Annotated in this window: 27 protein-coding genes; 6 read left to right on the forward strand and 21 right to left on the reverse strand. The window is 71.2% G+C overall.

The window, feature by feature from the left end; translation table 11 throughout:
• The 4 genes from Z052_RS02195 to Z052_RS02210 all read left to right on the forward strand — a co-directional run.
• Nucleotides 1-1,086: DNA polymerase IV (locus tag Z052_RS02195; protein ID WP_099288724.1), on the forward strand; the 1,086-nt coding region annotated here is incomplete at its 5' end.
• A 49-nt stretch (nt 1,087-1,135) separates the two neighbouring features.
• Nucleotides 1,136-1,570 carry a hypothetical protein gene (locus Z052_RS02200; protein WP_099288725.1) on the forward strand — a complete coding sequence of 145 codons (435 nt, stop codon included), beginning with the start codon at nt 1,136-1,138 and terminating at the stop codon, nt 1,568-1,570.
• A gap of 71 nt (nt 1,571-1,641) precedes the next feature.
• Nucleotides 1,642-2,238 (forward strand): NUDIX hydrolase, encoded by a 597-nt coding sequence (locus tag Z052_RS02205; RefSeq protein ID WP_094580038.1) that lies wholly within the window; start codon nt 1,642-1,644, stop codon nt 2,236-2,238.
• 160 nt (nt 2,239-2,398) lie between these two features.
• Nucleotides 2,399-3,274, forward strand: a complete 876-nt coding sequence (locus tag Z052_RS02210) for a CPBP family intramembrane glutamic endopeptidase (protein WP_049930147.1) — start codon at nt 2,399-2,401, stop codon at nt 3,272-3,274.
• A 20-nt stretch (nt 3,275-3,294) separates the two neighbouring features.
• Here the strand turns inward: Z052_RS02210 and panB are convergent, their stop codons facing one another.
• Nucleotides 3,295-4,101: a 3-methyl-2-oxobutanoate hydroxymethyltransferase gene (panB, locus tag Z052_RS02215; RefSeq protein WP_049930146.1), complete on the reverse strand. Its 807-nt coding sequence runs from the start codon at nt 4,099-4,101 to the stop codon at nt 3,295-3,297.
• 135 nt (nt 4,102-4,236) lie between these two features.
• Between panB and Z052_RS02220 the strand changes: the two genes are divergently transcribed.
• A complete protein-coding gene (locus Z052_RS02220) occupies nt 4,237-4,596 on the forward strand; it encodes a DUF5822 domain-containing protein (RefSeq protein WP_094494716.1) in 360 nt (119 codons plus the stop codon).
• 25 nt (nt 4,597-4,621) lie between these two features.
• Here the strand turns inward: Z052_RS02220 and Z052_RS02225 are convergent, their stop codons facing one another.
• The 20 genes from Z052_RS02225 to Z052_RS02315 form a co-directional block, all read right to left on the reverse strand.
• Entirely contained in the window at nt 4,622-5,215 is a 594-nt protein-coding gene (locus Z052_RS02225) for an HAD family hydrolase (RefSeq protein WP_198945662.1), read from the reverse strand.
• Nucleotides 5,212-6,384, reverse strand: a complete 1,173-nt coding sequence (locus tag Z052_RS02230) for an acyl-CoA dehydrogenase family protein (protein ID WP_049930144.1) — start codon at nt 6,382-6,384, stop codon at nt 5,212-5,214. Before Z052_RS02230 ends, Z052_RS02225 begins: the two co-directional genes overlap by 4 nt.
• Before the next feature lie 98 nt (nt 6,385-6,482).
• A complete protein-coding gene (locus tag Z052_RS02235) occupies nt 6,483-7,538 on the reverse strand; it encodes an AIR synthase family protein (protein WP_099288731.1) in 1,056 nt (351 codons plus the stop codon).
• Entirely contained in the window at nt 7,535-8,767 is a 1,233-nt protein-coding gene (locus tag Z052_RS02240; RefSeq protein ID WP_094521461.1) for an alanine--tRNA ligase-related protein, read from the reverse strand. The genes Z052_RS02235 and Z052_RS02240 overlap by 4 nt, the downstream gene beginning before the upstream one ends.
• A 449-nt stretch (nt 8,768-9,216) precedes the next feature.
• Nucleotides 9,217-9,417, reverse strand: a complete 201-nt coding sequence (locus tag Z052_RS02245) for a dodecin (RefSeq protein ID WP_049930142.1) — start codon at nt 9,415-9,417, stop codon at nt 9,217-9,219.
• 71 nt (nt 9,418-9,488) lie between these two features.
• Nucleotides 9,489-9,827, reverse strand: coding sequence for a hypothetical protein (locus Z052_RS02250; RefSeq protein ID WP_094521463.1), 339 nt, complete (start codon nt 9,825-9,827; stop codon nt 9,489-9,491).
• Between the two features lie 117 nt (nt 9,828-9,944).
• Entirely contained in the window at nt 9,945-10,190 is a 246-nt protein-coding gene (locus Z052_RS02255; protein ID WP_049930138.1) for a DUF5816 domain-containing protein, read from the reverse strand.
• Nucleotides 10,191-10,294: 104 nt separating this feature from the next.
• A complete protein-coding gene (locus tag Z052_RS02260) occupies nt 10,295-10,669 on the reverse strand; it encodes an iron-sulfur cluster assembly accessory protein (RefSeq protein WP_049930136.1) in 375 nt (124 codons plus the stop codon).
• A gap of 51 nt (nt 10,670-10,720) precedes the next feature.
• Nucleotides 10,721-11,881 carry a mechanosensitive ion channel family protein gene (locus Z052_RS02265; RefSeq protein ID WP_094521465.1) on the reverse strand — a complete coding sequence of 387 codons (1,161 nt, stop codon included), beginning with the start codon at nt 11,879-11,881 and terminating at the stop codon, nt 10,721-10,723.
• Between the two features lie 60 nt (nt 11,882-11,941).
• Complete coding sequence (locus tag Z052_RS02270) at nt 11,942-12,652, reverse strand: HAD family hydrolase (protein ID WP_094521475.1); 711 nt, start codon at nt 12,650-12,652, stop codon at nt 11,942-11,944.
• A gap of 53 nt (nt 12,653-12,705) precedes the next feature.
• On the reverse strand, nt 12,706-13,500 hold the full coding sequence (gene phnE / locus Z052_RS02275; RefSeq protein WP_089308374.1) for a phosphonate ABC transporter, permease protein PhnE: 795 nt from the start codon (nt 13,498-13,500) through the stop codon (nt 12,706-12,708).
• Nucleotides 13,500-14,336: a phosphonate ABC transporter, permease protein PhnE gene (gene phnE / locus Z052_RS02280; protein WP_089308375.1), complete on the reverse strand. Its 837-nt coding sequence runs from the start codon at nt 14,334-14,336 to the stop codon at nt 13,500-13,502. The genes phnE (Z052_RS02275) and phnE (Z052_RS02280) overlap by 1 nt, the downstream gene beginning before the upstream one ends.
• Nucleotides 14,337-14,339: 3 nt before the next feature.
• A complete protein-coding gene (gene phnC, locus Z052_RS02285) occupies nt 14,340-15,206 on the reverse strand; it encodes a phosphonate ABC transporter ATP-binding protein (RefSeq protein ID WP_089308376.1) in 867 nt (288 codons plus the stop codon).
• 2 nt (nt 15,207-15,208) lie between these two features.
• On the reverse strand, nt 15,209-16,411 hold the full coding sequence (gene phnD, locus Z052_RS02290; protein ID WP_094580640.1) for a phosphate/phosphite/phosphonate ABC transporter substrate-binding protein: 1,203 nt from the start codon (nt 16,409-16,411) through the stop codon (nt 15,209-15,211).
• A 216-nt stretch (nt 16,412-16,627) separates the two neighbouring features.
• The gene (hisD, locus tag Z052_RS02295) at nt 16,628-17,905 is read right to left on the reverse strand and encodes a histidinol dehydrogenase (protein ID WP_094580641.1); all 1,278 of its coding nucleotides are present in this window, start codon (nt 17,903-17,905) and stop codon (nt 16,628-16,630) included.
• A gap of 91 nt (nt 17,906-17,996) precedes the next feature.
• Nucleotides 17,997-18,206 carry a hypothetical protein gene (locus Z052_RS02300; RefSeq protein ID WP_049930132.1) on the reverse strand — a complete coding sequence of 70 codons (210 nt, stop codon included), beginning with the start codon at nt 18,204-18,206 and terminating at the stop codon, nt 17,997-17,999.
• Nucleotides 18,207-18,212: 6 nt separating this feature from the next.
• Complete coding sequence (locus Z052_RS02305) at nt 18,213-19,178, reverse strand: phytoene/squalene synthase family protein (protein WP_086220654.1); 966 nt, start codon at nt 19,176-19,178, stop codon at nt 18,213-18,215.
• Between the two features lie 159 nt (nt 19,179-19,337).
• Nucleotides 19,338-19,469 carry an HVO_2523 family zinc finger protein gene (locus tag Z052_RS21185; protein WP_254921840.1) on the reverse strand — a complete coding sequence of 44 codons (132 nt, stop codon included), beginning with the start codon at nt 19,467-19,469 and terminating at the stop codon, nt 19,338-19,340.
• 95 nt (nt 19,470-19,564) lie between these two features.
• Complete coding sequence (locus tag Z052_RS02310) at nt 19,565-20,125, reverse strand: hypothetical protein (protein WP_049930130.1); 561 nt, start codon at nt 20,123-20,125, stop codon at nt 19,565-19,567.
• A gap of 103 nt (nt 20,126-20,228) precedes the next feature.
• Nucleotides 20,229-20,807, reverse strand: coding sequence for a cysteine hydrolase family protein (locus Z052_RS02315; RefSeq protein ID WP_094521468.1), 579 nt, complete (start codon nt 20,805-20,807; stop codon nt 20,229-20,231).
• A 147-nt stretch (nt 20,808-20,954) separates the two neighbouring features.
• Between Z052_RS02315 and Z052_RS02320 the strand changes: the two genes are divergently transcribed.
• Nucleotides 20,955-22,748, forward strand: coding sequence for an Hvo_1808 family surface protein (locus Z052_RS02320; protein ID WP_099288726.1), 1,794 nt, complete (start codon nt 20,955-20,957; stop codon nt 22,746-22,748).
• Nucleotides 22,749-22,800 lie beyond the last annotated feature (52 nt).

The following is a 22,800-nucleotide window of genomic DNA, read 5'->3' on the forward strand; positions in this document are numbered from 1 at the left end:
GCCGACACGCGCCGGGAGGTGAGCATCGACGAGGCGTACCTCGACGCCACCGACCGGACCTCGTGGGCGGTCGCCGGGGGTGGCGGCGGGAGTCCGAGCGACGGCGGTGACGGGGACGACGGCGACGATTCTACCGACCCGCCGCCGAGCGGGGCCGCCGGCCCCGCGGAGGCGCGGACGCTCGCCGAGGGATACGCCCGCCACGTGAAAGACCGGATCGAGCGGGAGGCCGGGGTGCCCGCGAGCGTCGGCGTCGCGCCGAACATGTCGGCCGCGAAGGTCGCCAGCGACGCCGACAAGCCGGACGGGCTGGTCGTCGTGCCGCCGGGGTCGGTCGCGGAGTTCCTCGCGCCGCTGCCGACCGCCGACATTCACGGGGTCGGCCCGGTGACCGAGGGAACGCTGGCGGAGCTGGGCATCGAGACCGCGGGCGACCTCGCCGCGGCCGACCGCGACCGGCTCGCCGCGGAGCTTGGCGAGCGCGGGCCGGAGCTCTCCCGACGCGCCGCGGGCGACGACGACCGAGAGGTGACGCCGACCGGCCTCCCCAAGAGCCTCTCGCGGGAGTCGGCGCTCCCGACGACCGCCGACGAGCCGACCAAGCGCGAGACCGTCTCCGCGCTCGCCGCGGACGTTGCCCGCCGCGCCCGCGAGCGCGGCTGCCTCTACCGCACAATCGGGATCAAGGCGGTCGAGCCGCCGTTCGACGTCAACACCCGCGCCCGGAGCCTGCCCGGTCCCGTGGACGACCCCGACCTCGTCGAGGAGGTGGCGCTCGACCTGCTCGGCGAGTTCGACGAGACCCGCGTCCGCAAGCTGGGCGTGCGCGTCTCCAAGCTCGACTTCGCCGAGACGGATCAGGCGACGCTCGGCGGATTCGAACCGGGGGACGGGCCGGGAGACGGGAGCGACGGCGCGGCCGACCGCCCCCGCGGGTCGGTCGGTCGAACGGCCGGCACCGACGGCGACGGTGGGAAGCTCACCGACTGGGTAGACGGGGAGCCGACCGCGGACGGCGACGCGACGGGGAACGAGGCAGAGCGCCGGACGGGGGACGGACAGGCGTCGCTCGGCGACTGGTCGTGAGCCGCGCCCGACGCGTGGATTCATGGGGCGGCCGAAACGATCCGGGGACATGTCCCTCGCTCGTCGCGTCCTCCTCGGCTCGAACTCGAACGGCTCGCCGCGCCGGTACCGACTCCTCGTGCCGCCGCTGCTCTTTGTCGTCTCCTTCGCCGCCTACGGGCTGGGGCTCTTCGCTCACGCCGGCGGGGTAGTGTTCCTCGCGTTCGACGCCGCGGCCCTCGGCGTCCTCGTGACCGCGGGCCTCGTCTATCGAGGGGCCGGGGTCGCGCTCGCGTGGCTCTCCGTCTACGGAGCGCTGCTCGGGAGCAACGCCGACCACTACCTGCTGGGCCTGCCCGGGCGGCCCCTCGCGGAGCGCGTCGCCGCGCTCCTCGGACTCGACGGGCTCGTCTTCGTCGGGGTCGAGGCCCTCGCGCTGGGGACGCTCGCGTGGGTCGCCGGGACCGTCGGCCGTCTCGCGGTCGACCGCGTCCGGGCCGCGTGACCGGCGTGGGCGTGCGACCGGATCGAACGCGCGACGGCCGGCTATTTACGCCCCGAGCGACGACCGGATCCATGGACGATTCCGCCGACCTCGCGTGGGAGACGCTCGACAGCGACATCGACTACGCCTGCCCCGGCTTCGACGTGCGCCGGGACGAGGTGCGCTTCCCGGACGGCGAGACGGACGGGTTCCACTACGTCGACGAGCCGCCGGCGGTCGTCGTGCTGCCGCTGACGCCCGACGGCGACATCGTCGTCATCGACGAGTGGCGACAGGCCGTCGGCCGGGTGAACCGCGGGATTCCCGCCGGGACGATGGAGCCGGAAGACGGGGCGGCGGGGGACGGCGGCCCCGCGGGCCGAGAGCCGACGACCGCCGCGGTCGAGCGCGCCGCGGCCCGCGAACTCGCCGAGGAGACGGGGTACGAGGCGGACGCGTTCGAGCGGCTGACGGCCGTCGAGCCCACGAACGGGATGGCGAACGCGGTCCACCACCATGTGCTGGCGACCGGCTGCGAGCCGACCGCCGAGCGGGAGCTGGACCACAACGAGTCGATCGCGGTCGAGACGGTGCCGTACGACGACCTGCTCGCCGCGGTCGTCGACGACGAGCTGCGCGACGGGCGGGCCGTCACCGCGGTACTGTGGTACGAGCTGCTCCACCAGTAGGCGGTCGGGACCCGCCTTCGGCGCCGTCGCCGTTTCGGCACGGCGTCGTGGCGCCGCCGTCTCCGCGCGATATCGCACCGTCGCCGTCTCGGAACGATACCGCGCCGTCGTCGATTCCGACACGGACAACCATTTTGCCGGGCGGCCCCTACGCGGGGCAATGACAGATCCCTCCAGCGGCGACCGGGCCACGGACGGCGGCGTCTCGGACGAGTTCGACGACGTCGGGCCGGACGCCGTCGGCGACGCGGACGGGTCGGGCGGGGGCGCCGGCTCTCCGGGCGTCGCGGTCGCGACGGCCCTCCTCCTCGGCGTCCTCGGCCCGGTCATCGCGCTCGCGAGCGGGGTCGCCGTCTTCGCGATCGACTCGCTGACCGGGGGGCTCTCGCTCGTCGCGAGCGTGGTCCTCACGCTGGTGTTCGGCCAGTACGTCGCGTTCGGCGGGCTCGCGGTCGGCTACCTCGCGTGGCGCGGCTTCGACCGCGAGGGGATCGTCTCGTACCTCGGCGTCCGGGTGCCGAGCCTCAAGGAGATCGGGATCGTCCTCGGCAGCTGGGTCGTGATCTTGATCCTGATCCTCGTGGTCTCGACGATCGTCCAGCTGCTCGGGACGGAGACCGCGGCGAACCAGAGCGCGGAGCTGGCGATGGGGAATCCGGCGATCATCCCGCTGTTCGTCGCCGCGTCGTTCCTCGTCATCGGGCCCTGCGAGGAGATCCTCTACCGGGGAGTCGTCCAGGGGCGCCTCCGCGAGTCGCTGCCGGCCGCCCCGTCGATCGCGCTGGCGGCCGCCATCTTCGCGACCATCCACGTGATGGCGCTGACCGGCGGGCTCTCCGCGCGCCTGACGACGATCTCGATCCTGTTCGTGCCGAGCCTCGTGTTCGGCGCGGTGTACGAGTACACCGAGAACCTCGTCGTCCCCGCGCTGCTCCACGGCCTCCACAACGCCGTGATCTTCACTGTCCTCTACGTCACCGTGACGCAGGTGGACCCGAACGAACTACCGACGGTGCTGGGGTTCTTCCCGGTCTGACCCCAGACGATCGAGCGGCCTCAGTACAGGTCCTCTAGCGCCTCCTCGACGTGCGAGTGCTCCTCGGCCGGGAACTCGCCGCTCGTCACGGCATCCCGGTACGCCTCGACGGCGTCGACCATCTCGCCGCGCACGTCGCCGAACTGCTTCGCGAACGGCGGCGACCACTCCCCGAGCCCGACCGCGTCGTTGATCACGAGCACCTGTCCGTCGCAGTCGGGGCCCGCGCCGATGCCGATCGTCGGGATATCCAGCGCCTCGGTCACCGCGCCCGCGAGGTTCGCCGGCACGTGCTCCAGCACGAGCGCGAACGCCCCGGCGTCGGCGTGGGCGCCCGCGAGGTCGATGATCTCCTCGGCGGCGTCCTGCTCGGTCCCCTGTCGGGTGTAGCCGCCGAGCCGGTTCACGTGCTGCGGGGTCAGGCCGAGGTGCGCCATCACCGGGATCCCGACCTCGGTCATGCGACGGGTCGTGTCGACGGTGTGGGGGCCGCTCTCGATCTTCACGGCGTCCGCGTTCGCCTGTTTTAGGAGTCGACCCGCGTTGCGGACGGACTCGGCCTCGTCGACGCCGAACGAGAGGAACGGCATGTCGGCGACGACCAGCGCGTCCCCGGTCGCGCGCGCGACCGCCGCGGTCCGGCTCGCCACCTCGTCGAGCGTGACGGGGAGCGTGGAGTCGTAGCCAAGGGCGGCGTTGCCCATGCTGTCGCCGACGAGGACGACATCGATCCCCGCCTCGTCGACGATCGCCGCCGTCGGGGCGTCGTATGCGGTCAACATCGTGATCGGATCGTCGCCCTCCCGCAGTCCCCGCGTCGTGGTCATACCTCGGAGTCACCCGCGCGACGCCGTAAAATCGTCGGGAACCGGAAAGGCGGGGCGGCGCGGCCGGGCGGCGGCGCGACCCCGGTACCGCCGCCGACCGCCACCGATTTGCCGCTCGGCCGCCGAGTCGGTCGCGTGCAACCAGTCGAGCGGGCCGAGTACGAGGGGGTGGACTACGCGTGGGTGATGCAGACGACGTTCGTCGTCACCATCCTCGTCGGCGCGCCCGCCGCGGCGCTGCTGTCGACGCTCGTGACGCTGGAGACGTGGGGCGCGCGCGCCGCGTTCGCGGTCCGGATCGGCGCGCCAATCTGGTTCGTCACCGCGGTCGCTGTCGCGCTGTACGCGCGGCGCGCCGAGGCCGGCGACGGCGGCTCTGGCAGCGACGCCGACGCGAGCGCGGAACGGGACGCCGACGCTGACGCCGGAGACGCCGAGCCGGAGTCTACCGAGCCGACCGACGAACAGACTGACGAGGGGGAGAAGATCGACTGACCCGCGGGCGGCGCGGTGCGAGTCGCTACTCGGCGAGCAGCTCCGAGACCCACGCGAAGTCGACGCCGCCGCGCTCGGCGGTGACCGCGTCGCTCTGCGAGTCGCCGACGAACAGGGTGTCCTCCGGGGCCTCCCCGAGGCGGTTGATCGCCGCGAGCAGCGACGCCGGGTCGGGCTTGTGGCTTCCGACGGTGTCGCGGCCGACGATCGCACCCGAGACGAGCGCGTCGCCGAGGCCGTGCGTCTCGACCGCGATGCGGCACGCGTCCTCGCAGTTGAGCGAACAGACGCCAGCCGGGGGGTGTGGGTCCGCGGACTCGTCGTCCGCGGTCGCGGCCGCGAGTCGGTCCCCGAGCGGGAGCCGGGTCGACTCGCGGGCGCCGGGGCGCTCGTGGAGCGCGATCGCCTCCTCGACCTCAGCCCGGATCCCGTACTCGTCGGCCGCGCCGAGGAGGTCCCACAGCTCCTCAGTCGGGGGGATGAGGGCGCGCTCGGCGTACACATCGAGAACCGCGTCGGCGACCGCGTCCCAGTCGACCGCGAGCTCGACGAGCGTCCCGTCGAGGTCGTAGACGACCGCGTCGTAGGCGGCGAACTGAGACCCGTCACCGTCGGTCACTCGCCGAACACCCCGCGGGCGATGATCGTCTTCTGGACCTCGGTCGTCCCCTCGTATATCTCCGTGATCTTCGCGTCGCGGTAGAGGCGCTCGACGTCGAACTCGGTCGTATAGCCGTAGCCGCCGTGGATCTGGATCGCCTCGTTCGTCACCGACATCGCGGCCTCGCTGGCGCGGTACTTCGCCTTCGATGCGGCGACGCGATAGTCCTCGCCCGCCTCCGCCTGCCGGCACGCCTCGCGGACGAGCAGCCGCGCCGCCGACACGTCGGTCGACATCTCCGCGAGCTTGTGCCGGATCGTCTGGATGTCACTTATCGGTCGGTCGAACTGCTCGCGCTCCTCGGCGTAGGATTTCGCCTCGTCGAGCGCCGCCTGCGCGACGCCGACCGCCTGCGCCGCGATGCCGATCCGGCCCTCGGTGAGCGTCCGGAACGCGGCGGAGAGCCCCTTTCCCGGCTCGGTGAGACGGTTCGCGGCGGGGACGCGGCAGTCGTCGAAGGTGATCCCGGTCGTGTCCGAGGCCCGGAGGCCCAGCTTCTCCTCCTTCTTGCCGACCTCGAACCCCTCGGTGTCGGCGGGGACGAGGAACTGCGTGATCGCGTCGTCGTCGGGGTCGTGCGCCTCGTCGTCGACCTTCGCGAAGACGACGGCCACGCCGCCGCGCTTCCCGTTCGTGATCCACTGCTTCTCGCCGTTGAGCGCGTACTCGTCGGTCTCGGGGTCATACGTCGCGGTCGTCGACATCTCCGCGGGATTCGAGCCCGCGTGCGGCTCGGAGAGACAGAACATGCCCACCGGGCGGCCCGTCTCCGCCATCTCGGGGAGCCACGTCTCGCGCTGGGTCTCGCTGCCGAACTCGGCGATACAGGAGGTGGCGAGGCAGTGGACCGACAGGGCCGTCGCGACCGCGAGGGACCCGTGCGCCAGCGCCTCGTTGGCGACCGCGTACGTCGTCTTCCCCGCGCCGAACCCGCCGTACGCTTCCGGGACCGTCAGCCCCGTCAGGCCGAGTTCCGCGAGCCCGTCCCACACGTCCTCCGGGAACGTCTCCGTCTCGTCGGCTTCGGCCGCCGTCGGTCGGACCTCCTCGGCCGCGAACTCCTCGACGAGGTCGCGGACCGCCTGCTGTTCGTCGGTGAGCGCCGAGCCGACGCGTGCTCCGGTCATGTCACCGACTTCGGTCCCTCACCGAAAAAGGTGAGCGATCGGCGGGACCGCCCGACCCGGCGTCCCGGACGGCTTCGGCACCGGCGCCGGTGACGCGCCTACTCCTCCGCTTCGCGCGCCTCCCACAGCGGGTACAGCTCGTCGCGGGGCGGCTCGGCGAGCGGCTCGCCGTCGATTCGGACGGTTCCCGCGGGGCGAGCCGGGTCCGCGGTGTCGCCCGAGCCCGCGGCGTCGCCCGAGCCCGCGGCGTCGCCCGCAGCCCCCTCGACCGAGCCGATCTCCGCGCCGCCGACCCCGACCGCGTCGAGGGCGTCGAGCGCGTCGTCGACCCGGTCCGGCGGGACCGCGGCCAGCAGCGCGCCGGAGCCGAACGTCGCGAGCGGGTCGACGCCGAGCGCGTCGCAGCAGGCGCGCGTCTCGGGGCGGACGGGGACCGCGTCGCGCTCGACGGCGAAGACCGAGTCGCTCGCCGCGGCCATCTCGACGAGGGCGGTCGCGACGCCCCCCTCTGTCGGGTCGTGGAGCGCGGTCGCGGCGTCCCGGACCGCGGCCGCGTCGGGGACGACGCTCACCTCGTCGAGGAAGCCGGCGGCGGCGTCGAGCGTCGCGGCCGGGACGCCGGCCGCGCGGCACTCCTCGCGGAAGTCGGTCGCGAGGATCGCCGTCGCCTCGATCGCCGCCCCCTTTGTGAGAAGGAGGCGGTCGCCCGGCTCAGCCCCGCCGCTCGACACGAAGCGGTCCGTCGTCCCCATCGCCGTCATCGAGCAGAGCGGGCGGTCGAGCGCGTCGAGCACCTCGGTGTGGCCCCCGACGACCGCGCACCCGAGCTCGCGCGCCGTCGCGTCGACCTGGTCGACGACGGTCCGAAGGCGGTCGGGATCGCCGTCGGGTAAAAAGAGCGTGTGCGTGAGCCACCGCGGGTCGGCCCCGCTCGCGGCGACGTCGTTACAGGCGACGTGGACCGCGAGCGTCCCGACCGACTCGGCCGCGAGCGACAGCGGGTCGGCCGCGACGACGAGCGTCTCGGCGGCGTCGCCGAGGTCGATCGCGGCCGCGTCCTCCCCGTAGGCCGGCCCCTGCGCCACCGCGGCGTCTGGCGTGCCGGTCGCCGCGAGCGCCGCGGCGAGCGCGTCGGGACCCAGCTTGCCCGTCATCGCTTCCGGAACCACGCCGCGACGGCCGCGGGGTCGGCGTCGAGGCCGCCGCCCTGCGCGAACGTCGGGCCGCCGCCCCCGCCGCCGCCGAACTCGGCGGTTATCGCGCCGACGATGTCGCCCGCGTCGACGGCCGTATCCTCCGCGGCCGCGACCACGACGAACGGGGCGTCACCCGCACCGATCGCGGCGAGGGCGTCGGGGCCGTCGTCCGCGTCGGCGTCGCCGCCGACGAGCGCGGTCGCCGGCTCCCGGAGTTCGTTCGGGTCGGCGTCGTCGACGGTCCCGACCGCCCACCGCGCGCCGTCGACCTCGGTCGTCGGGAGGTCGCGCAGGCGGGCGGCGAGCAGGTCCCCGCGCGCCTCGCGGAGGTCCGCCTCCAGCCGGTCGGCCTCCTCGCGGAGGCGGTCGACCGCGTCGGGGAGGTCGCCGACGCGCGCGTCCAGCGTCGTCGCGGCGTCGAGCGCGGCGGCGTGGACCGCGCCGAGCTCGTCGATGGCGGTCGGGCCGACGGCGAACTCGACGCGGGTGACGCCCTCGCCGGGGTTCGACCGGTCCAGCACCGCGATCGGCCCGATTTCCGCGGTGTTCTCGACGTGGGTCCCGCCGCAGGCGGCGACGTCCCAGGGGTCGTCCGCGTCGCCGACGGTGACGACCCGGACCGCGCCGCCGCTCATCGCACCCTCCTCCGTTTTCGTGTTGAACGCGATCCCGTCGACATCTCGGGCCGCCTCGGCCGAGTGGGTCGCCCACGAGACGGGCAGCGAGTCCCAGACGGCGCGGTTCGCGAGCCGCTCTAACTCGATCAGGTCGCCGTCGTCTAACGGCTCGGCGGTCGTCAGGTCGACGCGGACCTTCGTCTCGGAGATGTCGAAGCCGGCGTAGCCGAGGTCCTCGGCGATCCGGCGCGCGGCCCCGTACAGCACGTGGGAGGCGGTGTGTGCGCGGGCGCAGTAGGTCCGGAACGCGTCGTCGACCAAGCCCGTGACCTCGTCACCGGGCGCGAGGTCGGGGTCGGCGTCGGAGTCGAGCGCGTGGACCACGTCTCCGCCCCGTTCGGTCACGTCGTCGACGAGGTGGCCGTCGAGCGTCCCCCGATCGGCGGGCTGGCCGCCGGACTCGGCGTAGAAGTACGTCTCGTCGAGGACGACCTCGCGGCCGTCGACGCGGTCGACCGTCGCTTCGAACTCCCGGACCGCCGGCTCGGCCGGCGCGCGTGAAGCGGTCATTGCCGGGTCGTGGGCGCGGGCGGGTAAATAGGTGACCGCCGCGGTATCGGTTGTAAACGACCGTCGCGGTGGCGCGTGCCTGCGAGCCGCCGGCAGGCCGCGAAGCCAGCGCGCGCGAGGTCGCCGGCGCTACGCGCCGGCTACCAGAGGGACCTTCGGTCCCTCGCTGGAGTCAGTTGCCGGAGCGAAGCGACGGCGGCTGACGAGGCTGGGGAGGTGTGCGGTGCGGTTGTGGTGTGGGCGGGCGGGACTCGAAGGGGCAGCCGCGACGGCGCGCGACGCAAGCACCGAGGGAGGGGACGGAGTGACCGACGGAGGCGCGCAGCGATCGCAGCGAGCCCTCGCGGCTGGGGCTTCGGTGGTGTTCGACGGCGATCCGTCGAGACCAATCTATAATCGGGCGGCGCCGCCGCTCGGAGCTACGAGCGAATCAAAAAACCGCCTACCGCTTATCCCTCCAGTTCGAACGCGACCTCGACTTCCGCCTGATACTCGCGGTCGGCCGCGCTGTCCAACTCGACGCCGAACTCCTCGACCTCGACCCAGTAGACGTTGTCCAGCGTGTCCTCGGCGCGGTCGATGGCGTCGTCGGCCGCGGCGTCGAAGCTCTCCTCGCTCGTCCCGATCAGCGTGATCTTTTTGAAGACCATGTCACGTGCTGGTAGGACGCATGGGGGGATAAAAATAGGCGTCGCGGGACGGGGCCGTGGCTGGAGGACCCCTACGGACTTCCGGGCGCGCCTTCCATCACCGCGAAGTCCTCGCCGTCGTGGTCGATACCGATGACCGCCCAGTCGTAGGGGGGTTTCGAGGCGACGAGCCGCTCTTGGAGGTCGGCCGCGCGGTCGCGCCACGTGACGAAACACCGGAGTCGCGGTGTGTCGCCCCCGTCTGCGAGATACGGGTCGAGGTCGTCGTCGTCCAGACACAGCACCGTCACGAGGACGCGCCGCCACTTGCGCTCCGCGACGAACTCGCGTCCGCCCTCGGAGACGGTGTAACCCAGTTCGCGGAAGACGTCTCTGGCCTCGGTCGTCGGGGGGATGCTCACAGTGGCCATCTACCTCGAAGTTCGGCACCATCCGTGATAAACTTTCTCACGATTTCGGGCAGAGAGAACCGGCGGGGCGGCCGAGAACACCGCGGAGAGCCGCGGGCGCGTCCCGTCACCGGAGGCTCACTCGTGGGCCGCGTCCCACTCGTCGGGCTTCCGGAGGTTTCCACACTCGGTACACTGGATCCGGCCCATCGTGTCCATCGCGGTGTCGAACGACCCGCAGTTGCCGCAGCGGAACCCCCAGCGGGACTCCCCCGCCTCGTCCGCGAACACGAGGTAGAAGGGGCCGTCCGCGCCGCGCTCCGTGCGCGACCGGTCGGTGTACACGCGTTCCCCGTCCGGTGTCGTCGTCGCTTCCAGCGTCATACCTCTCGCTACCCGGCGGAGCGACTTAAGCGGCGGACTCGACGGTCGGGGGAAAACGGAAACGAAGCGGAGGCCGGAACCGCCCCGGTGACGGCGGGGAACCGCTACGTGCGGAACGACTCGCCGCAGCCGCACTCGGAGACGACGTTCGGGTTCTCGACCTCGAAGCCGGCCGCCTGAAGCCCGTGTTCGTAGTCGAGCGTGCTCCCGCCGATGTAGTTCTTGCTCGCGGGATCGACGAACACCCGGAGGTCGTGGTGTTCCACGACGAGGTCGTCTTCCTCCGGCTCGGTGTCGAAGCGCATCCCGTAGGACAGCCCCGCGCAGCCGCCCTGCTGGACGAACAGTCGCAGTCCGGCGATGTCGGTGTCGAGTCCCTCGCCCTCCAAGAGCGAGAGCGCCTCCTCGGCGGCGTCCGGCGTCACCTCGATCGCCGGGTCGTTCCCCTCGGTCCCGGTGTCGGCCGGTTCGGTACTCATGCGAACGCGTTCGGCGTCGACACTCAAAACCCTGCCGGCGGGAGCGACCGGTCAGGTCGCTGCGTCGGCGCTCGAATCCGCGTCCGCGCTCGGATCCGCGTCAGTGTTCGGCTCCTGCTCGGGATCGGGCGCGCCGTCGCGAGCGGCCGCCGCGGGTCCGACGGCCCCGCTGACCGTCACGTCGCGTTTCGGGTACGGGATCTCGATGCCCGCGTCGCCGAGCGCCACGTACAGCGCCCGGTTGAGTTCGTGTTGCGCGCGGCGGCGACGGGTGGGCCCGTTCACCCAACAGAGGATCTCGTACTGGAGCGACGAGTCGCCGAACGACCGGAACCGCGCCCGCGGCTTCGGGGAGTCGAGGACCAGCGGCTCGGCTCCCACGACATCCATCGCGAGCGCCTCGAAGGCGTCCACGTCCGTCCCGTAGGCGACGCCGATCGGGACCCGGACGCGGCGGCGGCGCCGGGGCGCAGACTCGTTCGTCACCTTCGAGGCGTTGAGCGCCGCGTTCGGCACCGTCACCAACACCTCGTCGCGGGTGAGCAGCGTCGTCGAGCGCACGCCGACCTTGATCACGGTGCCCGCCGTGCCGTCGTCCAAGACGATGTAGTCGCCGATCTTGTAGGTGTCGTCGAAGTACAGCGCGATCCCGCCGAAGAAGTTCGCGACGGTGTCCTTCGCGGCGAAGCCGACCGCGATGCCGGCGACGCCCGCCGCACCGAGCAGGGGCGTGATCTCGATGCCCCACAGCCACAGCAGGGTCCCGGCGCTCCCGACCAGCACCGCGAGCGTCCAGACGTTCGAGAAGACGGGCGCGAAGTCGAACCGGCCGCCCTCGGCGTTGACCGCGGCGACGAGCCGGTTCACGACGCCGTTGGCCGCGTACGCCCAGACGAGGACGATCACCGACAGCGACGGCAGCCCGAACACCGCGTCGAGCAGCCGCGGCTCGACGAGCACCGACGTCCGGACCGACGGCACCTGCGTGAGCACGTACACTCCCGCGAGCGCGGCGGTGACGACGAGCGGGGCGCGGAGCGACGAGAGGACGATGTCGTCGTAGCCGGTGTCCGTGTGGGAGACGTAGCGGCGGGCGACCCGGAGGACGACGAACTCCATGGCCAAGGCGCCGGCGACCGAGACGACGAGGACCGCCACCGTCGCCTCCAGCGCGGAGAATCCCTCAAACAGCGTCAGCGGCGACGGAAACATACCTTCGAGACGACGCTACGCGAGATAACCGTTTCTGCGGGGGACGCGTCGCTCACCAGGTCACGGCGTCGTCTCGACGAGGCCGACGAGGTCGCGGAGGGTGTCGATCTCCGCGGTCGGCTCAACATCGAGATCGAGGGCGGCGTTGTGCTCGCGCCTGAGGAACACGCCGTCGAGTCCGGCCCGTTCGGCGGCGATCACGTCGGTGGCGCGGTCGCCGACGTAGAGCCCCGCGCTCGCGTCGAGCGCGTCGAGCGCCTCGTTCAGGTAGTGCGGGTCCGGCTTGCGGCGGCGGAACCCCTCCGGACCGAGGTCGCGGCCGCGGGCGAACGAGAACGCGTCGAGCCGGAAGTGGTCGACGACGAACTCCACGGTCGGGTGGTAGTTGTTGCTCACGAGCCCGACGGGGACGCGCTCGGCGATCTCGCCGATCGCGTCGACGTCGGGGCAGAGCCGTCTCGTCCCGGCCGCGAGCCGGGCGACGGACCGCTTCGCGCCGCGCTCCTCGCGGGCCCGGAACAGGGCCGCGGGATCGACGCCTAACTCCTCGCAGGCGCCTCGGAAGTCGTCGTCGTATGCGTGCGTCTCAAGCGGACGCCGGAGGTCCCCGGTCACCCGCAGGTCCCGTTCCTCCAGCACGTCGTCGAGCGCGCGGCTGTGAACGACGTCGTCGGTCCCCCAGCCGTCGAGAATCACGCCGTCCATGTCGAAGAGGACGACTCCGTCGGTCGCTCGGTCGTTCCGGTCGTCTGTATCGTGAATCGCTGTCATGTGTGGTTCCGTTTTGTCGTCGGTTCGCGTGTCGCTCCGCCTCGCGGTCGGCATCAGCGCACTTTCCGTCGAGCGTACGCCGACACGCCTTCACTCACCAGCACGACGCCGAGGATGGCGATCAGCAGCGCCGACACCGTCCGCCACGCGAACGAGTCGATCGCCTCGAACAGCTGGACGCCGATCCCCCCGGCGCCGACGAACCCGAGGATCGTCGCCGCGCGGACGTTGATGTCCCACCGGTACACGCTGAGCCCGACCAAGGCCGGCTTGATCTGCGGGACGATCCCGTAGATCAGCAGCTGGGCTGGACTCGCGCCGGTCGCCCGGACCCCCTCCACCTGCCCGAAGTCGATCTCCTCGATCTCCTCGCCGAGGAGCTTCGCCAGGAACCCGATCGACCGGACCGCGGTCGCGACGGTGCCCGCGAGCGCGCCCGGCCCGAGCATCACGACGAACAGCAGCGCCCAGACGATCGTGTGGACCGACCGCGAGACCGTGACGATGAGCTTCCCGAGCGCGTACGTCGCCCGGTTCGGCGTCGTGTTCTCGGCGGAGATGTACGCGACCGGGGCCGCCATCATCACCGCCGCGATCGTCCCGACGACGGCGATCTGTATTGTTTCGGCGAGCGGGCCGACCGCGTTCGGCAGGTAGCCCCAGTCCGGCGGGACCATCCGCCCGAAGAGGTCACCGACCTGCGCCGGCGCGGTGGTCACGTACTGGAGGCTCATGTCGAGCCACTCCCACGAGCCGACCACGACGGCGACGGCGACGAGCGCACCGCCGATCCGGAAGAGCCGCTCTCGCGCGTCGAACCGGCTCCACTCTCGCGTGGCGCCCGCCATCACTGGACCCTCCGTCTGACGACGGCGCTCACGAACTCGGCGACGAGGACCACCGCGATGATCGCGATGAGAATTGCCGCCACGTAGTCGTACTCGTACCGTTGGTAGGCCCGCTGGAGGAGGACGCCGATCCCGCCGGCGCCGACGATCCCAACGATCGTCGACGACCGGATGTTGATGTCCCAGCGGTACACGGCGAGCCCGGCGAAGCGCGGAACGACCTGCGGGACGACCCCGTAGACGAGGCTCTGGAACCGAGAGGCGCCGGTCGCCCGGACTGCCTCGACGCCACCCATGTCGATATCCTCCAAGTCCTCGGCGAACAGCTTCGAAAAGAAGCCGATCGTTTTGAAACTGATCGCGACGATCCCCGCGAGCGGGCCGAACCCGAGCGCGATGACGGCGACGATCGCGACGATCAGTCCGTCGATGGCACGCGTGGCGCTGATAATACCGCGACTGAGGTAGTAGGTCGGCTTCGGTGAAATGTTCTCGGCCGCTCCGAACGCGACCGGCAGGCTGATCGCGATCCCGGCGACGGTCGCGACCATCGCCATCGCGATCGTCTCGATCATGCGGTCAAACAGCCTGAGCGTGTATTCGCTGCCGGTCTCGGGCGGCAGCATCGAGTCGATCAGCTCGTAGCCGTAGCCGAGTCCCGAGAGGAACCGCCCGAGGGTGATCTGTAGGCTCGCCACCGACCAGACGACGAGCGCGAGGACGGCCCCGTACACTGCCCACTTTGTGTACCGGTTCCGGAACGCGGTCGGCCGTCGCCACGTCCGTCTGTCCGCCGCGCCCGCCGACCCGGCCGGCGAGGACGACTCGGTCGCCACGGGTCAGTCCTCCGCGGGCAGGCGGTCGGAACCGGCATCCTGCCCGTTCCGCGCGCTCGACTCACCGTTCGAACCCGAGTCATCGTTCGCCCCCGACAGCCAGTCCGGGTCGGTCACGGCCGACTCCGGCGGCTCCTCCCCCCGGTAGATGACGCCCTTCGACTCGTCGGTGAGGTCGCTCGCCGGCCCGTCGAAGACGAGTTCGCCGGCGTGAAGCCCGAGGATTCGGTCCGCGTACGCCTCCGCGAGGTCAACCTCGTGGATGTTGATCAGCACGGGCACGTCGCGGTCCTCGGCGATGTCGGTGAGCAGCTCCATTACGTCGCGGGAGGTCTCGGGGTCGAGGCTGGAGGTCGGCTCGTCGGCCAGCAGAATCTTCGGCTCCTGGACGACCGCCCTCGCGATGCCGACGCGCTGGCGCTGCCCGCCCGAGAGCTCGTCGACCCGCTTGTTCTCCATGCCGTTGAGTCCGACGAGGTCCAGCAGCTCGTAGGCGCGCTCGACATCGTCCGGCGGGAAGTTCCGCCGGAGCGCCGCCCAGTTCGAGACGTAGCCGAGCCGCCCGGAGAGCACGTTCTCCATCACGGTGAGCCGTTCGACGAGGTTGTACTCCTGGAACACCATGCCGATGTTCCGGCGCGCGTTCCGCAGCCCGTCGTCGTCCAGCGCCGTCAGCTCCGTGTCGTCGAGGCGAATACTTCCCGCCGTCGGCTCGACTAGCCGGTTGACACATCGGACGAACGTGCTCTTGCCGGCCCCGCTCGGGCCGATCATCGCCACGACCTCGCGGCCGTCGATCCGCACGGAGACGTCGCTGAGCGCCTCGTCGCCGGTCGGGTACGTCTTTCCGAGCTTCTCCGTTTCGAGCATCGTTACAGGTTCCCGCTCTCGTACTCGACGCCGTTGTACCGCTGGATGATCAGGATGTCGTTGAACACCTTCTTGTAGTCGATTTCGACGTACTCGGCCTCACCGGTGTTTTCGGCGTACTCGGTGTCCGTCCAGTCGGTCCCGATGGTCGCCTCCTTGATCCCTTCGACGATGTCCGGGTGAAGGTCGTAGCGGTGGACCATCGGACCCGGCGGGAACGGGTTGCTCGCCCAGACCACTTTGAAGTCGTCGTAGTCGATGTCCTCCGTCGACTGGACGAGGTCGTCGACGCAGGTGCTACAGATCGGCCCGGCGTCGTAGTCGCCGGCCGCGATGCCGCGGGCGGTCTGGTCGTGGCCGCCCGAGAACTCCCTCTCGTAGTCCTCTCCGGCCGTCACGTCGAAAAACTGGTCGAACAGCGCCGACGGCGCCTGGTTGCCGGAGTTCGACGCCGGCTCGGAGTGCGTGACTGTGACATCGTCGCGCGCGAAGTCGTTGACGGACTGGATGTCATGCTCGTCGTCGCGGGTGATCGCCAGCAGCCGGTAGCCGAACTGTCCGGAGGGACTTCTCGGGACCGCGAACGGAACGACGCCGCCGAGGTTGACCCCGAAGGCGGACGTCCCGGTCGAGATATCGCCCAGATGTCCGCGCCCCGCCCGGAACGACTCGACCGTCGCCGCGTTGGAGTCGACTGGCTGCCACTCGACCGTCCGGCCCGTCGTCTCCTCGAGCCGGTCCAGCAACGGCTGGATGGTATCCTGGTACTGCGACTGGCCGGACTCACCAGGCTTGTCCACGAAGATGAGCGGGTCGGGATCGACCCATTCGCTCTCGTCGTCGGGCAGATCCCGCGGCGGCTCGCCGTGAGCGATCTCGTCGACGTCCTGGTTCCGCATGTTCTCCAGGTCCGTCTGGCTCCCCTGAAAGTAGTCGTTCTCCGAGACCGCCGTCATCAGGTAGTTGTTCTCCTCCCAGCCGGGCTCGGCGGGATCGAACTCCGAGGCGTCCGCGAGCATCGGGTCGCTTGATCCGCCGTCGCCGCCGTCGCCGTCCTCGCTGCCCGAATCGAGGCCCGCGCCGGCCTCGCCGTCTCCGCTCCCGCCGGAACAGCCTGCCAGACCGGTGATCCCGATCGCCCCGCCGGCCAGAATGAACTTACGCCGCGAACTCGACTCCCGCCGTTGACCGCTGTCTTCCACCATTACGAATTGGAGACGCCTTTTCCGGGGCAAGAAGCCTGCTATGAGCCGAATATGGCCGTCTAGACTTCTCCGTAGTGGGGTAGGACACACCGTGAGGGGACAGACCGTCTCATACCCGTTCGGATCGATCTATAACGGTATATACTGCTCTGGAGGCGGGGGCGTCCGCTCCGAGTCAGGCGGGGCCGGGGAGCGGGGAAGCGACGGGACGGCGAGTTACTGGAACCGCTTCCGCACGCTCTCGGCGTGCGCCTCCAGCCCTTCTGCGTCGGCGAGGGAGGTGATCGTCTCCGAGAGGTCGTCGAGCGCGTCACGGTCGAGGCGCTGGACCGTCGACGACCGGAGGAACGTGTCCACGGAGAGCCCGCCGTAGCGCTTCGCGCCGCCGTTCGTCGGCAGCACGTGGTTCGTCCCGGCCGCGTAGTCGCCCGCGGCGACCGGCGAGTGCGGGCCGAGGAAGACGGAGCCGGCGTTGGTGATCCGGTCGAGGAGCGCCTCGTCGTCGTCGGCCACGATCGAGAGGTGTTCGGCGGCGTACTCCTCGGCGAACAGCACGGCCTCGGGCATCGACCGCGCGTGGAGCACGCCGGAGGCCTCGTTGTCGAGCGCGGCCCGGATCGTCTCCTCGCGCTCGCGCTCGGCCGCCTGCGCCTCGACCGCGTCGGCGACCGCCGCGGCGAGGTCGGCGTCGTCCGTGACCGCGACCACGGAGGCGTTCGGGTCGTGTTCGGCCTGCGCGACGAGGTCGGCCGCCACGAGGGCGGGGTCCGCCGTCTCGTCCGCGAGGACGAGCACCTCGCTCGGGCCGGCGAGGAAGTCGATTTCGGCGTCGCCTTGGACGATCGACTTCGCAGCCGTGACCCACTTGTTCCCGGGGCCCACGATTTTCTGGACCCGCGTCACCGTCTCCGTGCCGTAGGCGAGCGCGGCGACGGCCTGCGCGCCGCCGACCTGGTACACCGCGTCGGCCCCCGCCTCGTGGATCGCCGCGAGGGTGACCGGGTTCAGATCCGCCGCCGGTGGCGTGGCGACCGCGACGTGGTCGACGCCGGCGACGACCGCGGGGATGATCCCCATCAGCGCGCTGGAGGGGTACGCGGCCGCGCCGCCGGGCACGTACACGCCGACCCGGTCGATCGGACGGAACCGCCGCCCCAGCTCCCGGCCGCCGAAGTCGTCGCGCCAGTCCTCCGGGCGCTGCCGCTCGTGGAACTCGCGGACGTTCGCCGCGGCCTCGCGGACGGCGTCGAGGACCGGGTCGTCCGCGTCGGCCAGCTCGTCGTGCGCCCGCGCCGCGTCGTCCGTCACGTCGATGTTGCCGACGGCGACCCCGTCGAACTCCTCGGCGAACTCGCGGACCGCGACGTCGCCCTCCTCGCGGACCCGCTCGACGATCTCCCGCACGTCTTCGCGGACCCCCTCGACGCCGGCGTCGCGATCGAAGAAGGCGCGGCGCTCGGCCGGCGAGAGGTCCGCGACGGTTCGTACGTCCATACGCTTCGTGGGGGTCGACGCGGCAAGGGCGTTCCGACTCGGGCGGCGCTGGCGGTGCCACGGCCGACCGGACAAGGCGGGCCGTCGCCGCTCACGTCAGCGGGCGGATACCCGTCAGATCGAGGAGGGCGAGGACGACGAGGCCGGCGAGCAGCCCGGCCGCCGCGAAGAGGACGGGCGCCGACGCGGCGACGGCGACCCCGTAGGGCGCTACCAGTCGGGTCGTGCCGCGGATGAGGAAGGAGACGAACACGAGACCGAACGCGGCGAACGCGAGGGCGACGAACCGGGAGCGGTCCACGGGCGCTCAGTCCGTCTGGGGAACGCCCGTGCCGTGGGGTCCGTGGCCGTGGGACTCGCGGCTGGGGTCGAAATCGGTACACATGTCGTAGAACACCGCCTCGGGGTCGCGGTTCCACTGCCACTTCCAGCGGGTGCGGACCAGCAGCGACAGCTTCCGGGTGAGCGACAGCTCCGGGGTCGTCGAGACGGTGTCGTACCCGAGGTTCCGGATGAGGCGGTGGTGGTCGACGTACAGCACCGCCGCGAGCAGCACCGCAAGCTGGCAGTCCTCGGGGAGGTACTTGATCCCCGCGACGCCCTCCTCGTAGAGGCGCTCCGTGCGGGCCATCTCCTCGCGGATCGCGGCCGCGACATCCTCGTCGAACTCCAAGTCGAGGATCTGCTGCTCGCTCACGCCGTGGCGCCGCAGGGTCTCTAGGGGGAGGTAGATCCGGTCGCGCTCGACGACGTCCTCGCGGACGTCCCGGAGGAAGTTCGTCATCTGGAACGCCTCGCCGAGCTTCGTGGCGTGCGGGAGCGCTTCGGCCTCCTCCTCCGGATCGAGGTCCATGATCGACGTCATCATCCGCCCGACGGCGGCGGCGGAGCCGTCCATGTACGCCTCTAGGTCCGCGTAGGTTTCGTAGCGGTCGGTGTCGATGTCGCTCTCCATCGCGTCCACGAACGAGTGAACGTCCGCGTCGGCGATGCCGTTCCGCTCGCGCACCTCAGAGAACGCCTCCAACACGGGGTCGTCGGTCGGCTCCTCGCCGAGCGCGGCCGCCCGGAGCCGGTCGAGTTCGGCCCGCTGCTCGGCGGGGGGCGCCGTGTCTTCGGCGTCGACGACCTCGTCGGCGATCCGGAAGAAACCGTACAGCACGTACGTCGGGTGACGAATCCGCTGCGGCAGTAGCCGGGTGGCGACGTGGAAGGTCTTCCCGGTGCGGCGCTGGATCCGCTTGCTCCGGGCAACCTGCTTTTGCTCTACCATGCTGACCTCGGTGGGTCGGCAAGGAGGGTCACGTACGGGTCGCCCATCATAAAAGAAAGGTCGGCCTCCAAGAACATAACAGTTCGCACGACACAGTTCGGGTGCCGATCGACCCCGGCCGTGCCGGCGATCGGCGCGGCGCGCGGCGCGACCGACGGCTCAGTAGAACGTGTCGCTACAGTCGTAGACGACGCCGTGCGCCGGACAGACGTACTTACAGTGCCGGTGGTACATCGGGGTCTCGCAGACCGGACACGGGCGACCGCCGTCGTCCGCGGGGGCATCGCTCACGGCGGACACACGCGGTCGAGAGGCAAAACCCTATCCACCGTTCACCGCGTCGAGATACCTAACCAGTCAGTCGTCGATGGCGCCCCGGAAGCGAGTTACTCGTCCGCCAGTCGGTCGTACACCGAGCGAGCGACCGTCTCCTCGTCGAACGGGAGCGTTAACACGCCCCCCCACTCGGAGCCGGTGAGCGCCCCCACCGTCTCCCCGTCGAGCTCGACGCGCCGCACCTCGGTCCCGTCGAGCGTCATCGACACCACGAACGCCGCCGGGTCGTCGGTCGCCCCCGCCTCGTCGAGGCGGCTCCGGAACGACTCGATCCCCGCCTCGGAGAGCACGACCTGGACGAGGTACTCGCCGTCTTGGGAGAAGACGCCCTTGACGCGGTCGAGGTCGCTCGCGTCGAACAGCAGCGCGTCGGTCCCGTCGTCGCCGGTCACCCGCGCGACGAACGGCGCGTCGGGATCGACGCCGGCCGACGAGGGACCGGACCCGCCCCCTCCGTCGGCGGACGCGCCGCCCGTCGGTCCCGGACCGTCGCCGCCGATGCCGCCGGCCGCCTCGCCGTCCGTCACCGCCGTCGCGCCCGCGAAGCCGACGGCGCCGACCGCACAGACCGCGCCGAGGCCGCCGAGCACGCCCCGTCGAGAGATGTCCATACCCTGCGGTTTCGGCGAGCGGTAAAAAGGATTACACGCCGATTTCCGCGCGCGATAATTACGGAAATCAGGAACGTTCGACATCCGGAACGCTCGCCGCCGGTTACTCGGCGGCGAAGGCGACCTCGTCGCGGGTCGCCGTTTCGCCGAACAGCCACTCGGCGTGGTCGACCGCGTACTCGCGGTGGTCCTCGGTGATGTAGCCGAGCGCGTCCTCGACGACGACCGGGCGGTAGTCCCGGAGGCCCGCGCTCCCGGCCGTGTGGAGGACGCAGACGTTCGCGAGCGTGCCGCAGATCAGCAGGTCGTCGATGCCGTGCGCCTCGAGGTACCCCTCCAAGTCCGTCCGGTAGAAGGCGTCGTAGGTGTGCTTCTCGACGACGTGGTCGTCGTCGCGCACGTCGAGGTCGGCAACGAGTTCGGCGTCCCACGACCCCTCGACGACGTGTTCGCCCCACCGGTCGAACTCGTCGTAGTAGTGGGTCTCGTCGAACTGCTCGGGCGGGTGGACGTCGCGGGTGTAGACCACGCTCGCGCCGGCCTCCCGGGCGCGGTCGACGAGCGTCGTCACCGGCTCGACCGCCGCCTCGCTCGGCTCGGCGTAGAGGCTCCCGTCCGGGTGACAGAACCCGTTTTGCATGTCGACGACGACCACCGCGGTTGCTGTCGGATCGAACGCCATACCGGCGGTTAGCGCGCAGGGGGCAAAAACCGTCGTCCGTTCCGCGGGGTCCGCGCGGCGATCCGCCGACACGGCAGGAAAAAATCTGCCGGCCGCGGCGCCGAAGGAACCGACAAACTACTTACCGGGGCGGCCGATAAATCTCGTATGCGACGGGTTCTCAGCCCCTCGACCGCGGCCGCGATCGTTGCCGCGGTCGCCGTCCTGTGTGTCGCCTTCACCGCCGGCGTCGCCGCCGCCCCCGACGCCGGCGCGGTCCCCGCCGAGTCGGCCGGGAACGGCCCCGTGACGTCCGACGCCGTGCCCTCCGCGTCGGCCGAGGAGTGCGGTCCTGGTGACGGCACCGAACTGGTGGGCTGTTGGAACGGGACCCACTACGAGGAGTCGGTTGACTTCGCGGAGACCGACGGGCTCAACGAGACGCAGTTGGCGGCGCTGACGGACCTGACGATGGCGCGCGTCGAACACGTCCGTCAGCGCCCCTTCCGAGAGGACGTGCCGGTCGAGACGGTCACCCGGGGCGAGTACCTCAACGGCACGGCGAGCGGGAACAGCTCCGAGGCGTTCCGGCGCTGGAACGACCAGGTGTGGGAGGCGCTGTTCGTCGTCGGCGACGACGCGAACGCCAACAGCGAGATCGACTCGGTGTTCGGCGGCGCGGTCTCTGGCTTCTACTCGCCGACGGCGGACCAGATCGTCATCGTCGTCCCCGACGGGGAGTCGCCGGATATCGACCCCTCCACGCTCGCGCACGAGCTCCTCCACGCGATGCAAGACCAGTACCACGACCTCACCGACCCGCGCTACGTCGGCGCGACGCAGGACGGCGACCTCGCGGTCGACGGGATCGTCGAGGGGGAGGCGGTCCACGTCGAGGAGCGGTACGCCGCCCGCTGCGCCGACAACTGGACCTGCGCCGAGCCGCCCGAGAGCGGCGGGGGCGGCGGCGACGTGCCCGACTTCAACTTCGGCATTCTCCAGACCGTCCTCCAGCCGTACGGCGACGGCGCGCTGTACGTCCGCGAGCTGCGCGACGAGGGGGGCTGGGCCGCCGTCAACGAAACGATGAACGACCCGCCGGCGTCGACGGCTGAGGTCATCCACCGGGACCCCGACTACGAGGAGCGCAGCGTGAGCTTCGAGGACACCGCGACCGGCGGGTGGGAGACGTACGCGGACCAGGGGGTCGACGGCGCGGAGACAGCGGGCGAGGCGTCGATGTTCGTGATGTTCTGGTACCAGAGCGCCGGGGTGCGGTTCGACAGCGGATACGAGTATTCGGTGCTCGAGCCGGACCGGTCCCCCGCGGAGAACTACAACGTCCACTTCCGGACCGACGCGGAGCTCCAAACCCGGGGACTGTACAACTACGCGCACCCCGTGACCGAGGGGTGGGCCGGCGACGAGCTGTACCCCTACCGGAACGGCGAGCGCGACGGCTACGTCTGGGCGACCGAGTGGCAGACAGAGGGCGACGCCGCGGCGTTCCGCGACGCCTACGTGCGGATGCTGACCGCGCACGGCGACGGCGACTACGCCGAGGGGACCGTGTACGAGATCGGCGAGGAGAGCGACTTCCCCGGCGCGTACGGCGTCGAGCGTGACGGGACGAGCGTGACGATCACCCACGCGCCCTCGCCGGCGGGCGTCCTCGAACTCCGGCCGGACGCCGACCTCGCGCTCCCGGACGCGGGCGACGGGGCCGACGGCGGTGACGGCGGGAGCGACAGCGGCGACGACGGCGACGTGAGCGACGGAACTGACGGCGCCGACAGGGCGAACGGGAGCGACGACGGGAACGAGAGCGGCGACAGGGCGAACGAGGGCGACGACGGGAACGAGAGCGGCGACACCGCCGGCAGTACTCCCGGATTCGGGGTCGCAGCGACGCTCGTCGCCGTTATGGCGGCGCTCGGGCTGTTCGCACGGCGATCTACGTGAACTGATCCGCCGGGGATCATCGCGCGCTCGCTGCGACACGGTGGCTTTTCGT

The organism is Halorubrum sp. C191 (assembly GCF_002727095.1).
GTDB lineage: Archaea > Halobacteriota > Halobacteria > Halobacteriales > Haloferacaceae > Halorubrum > Halorubrum ezzemoulense.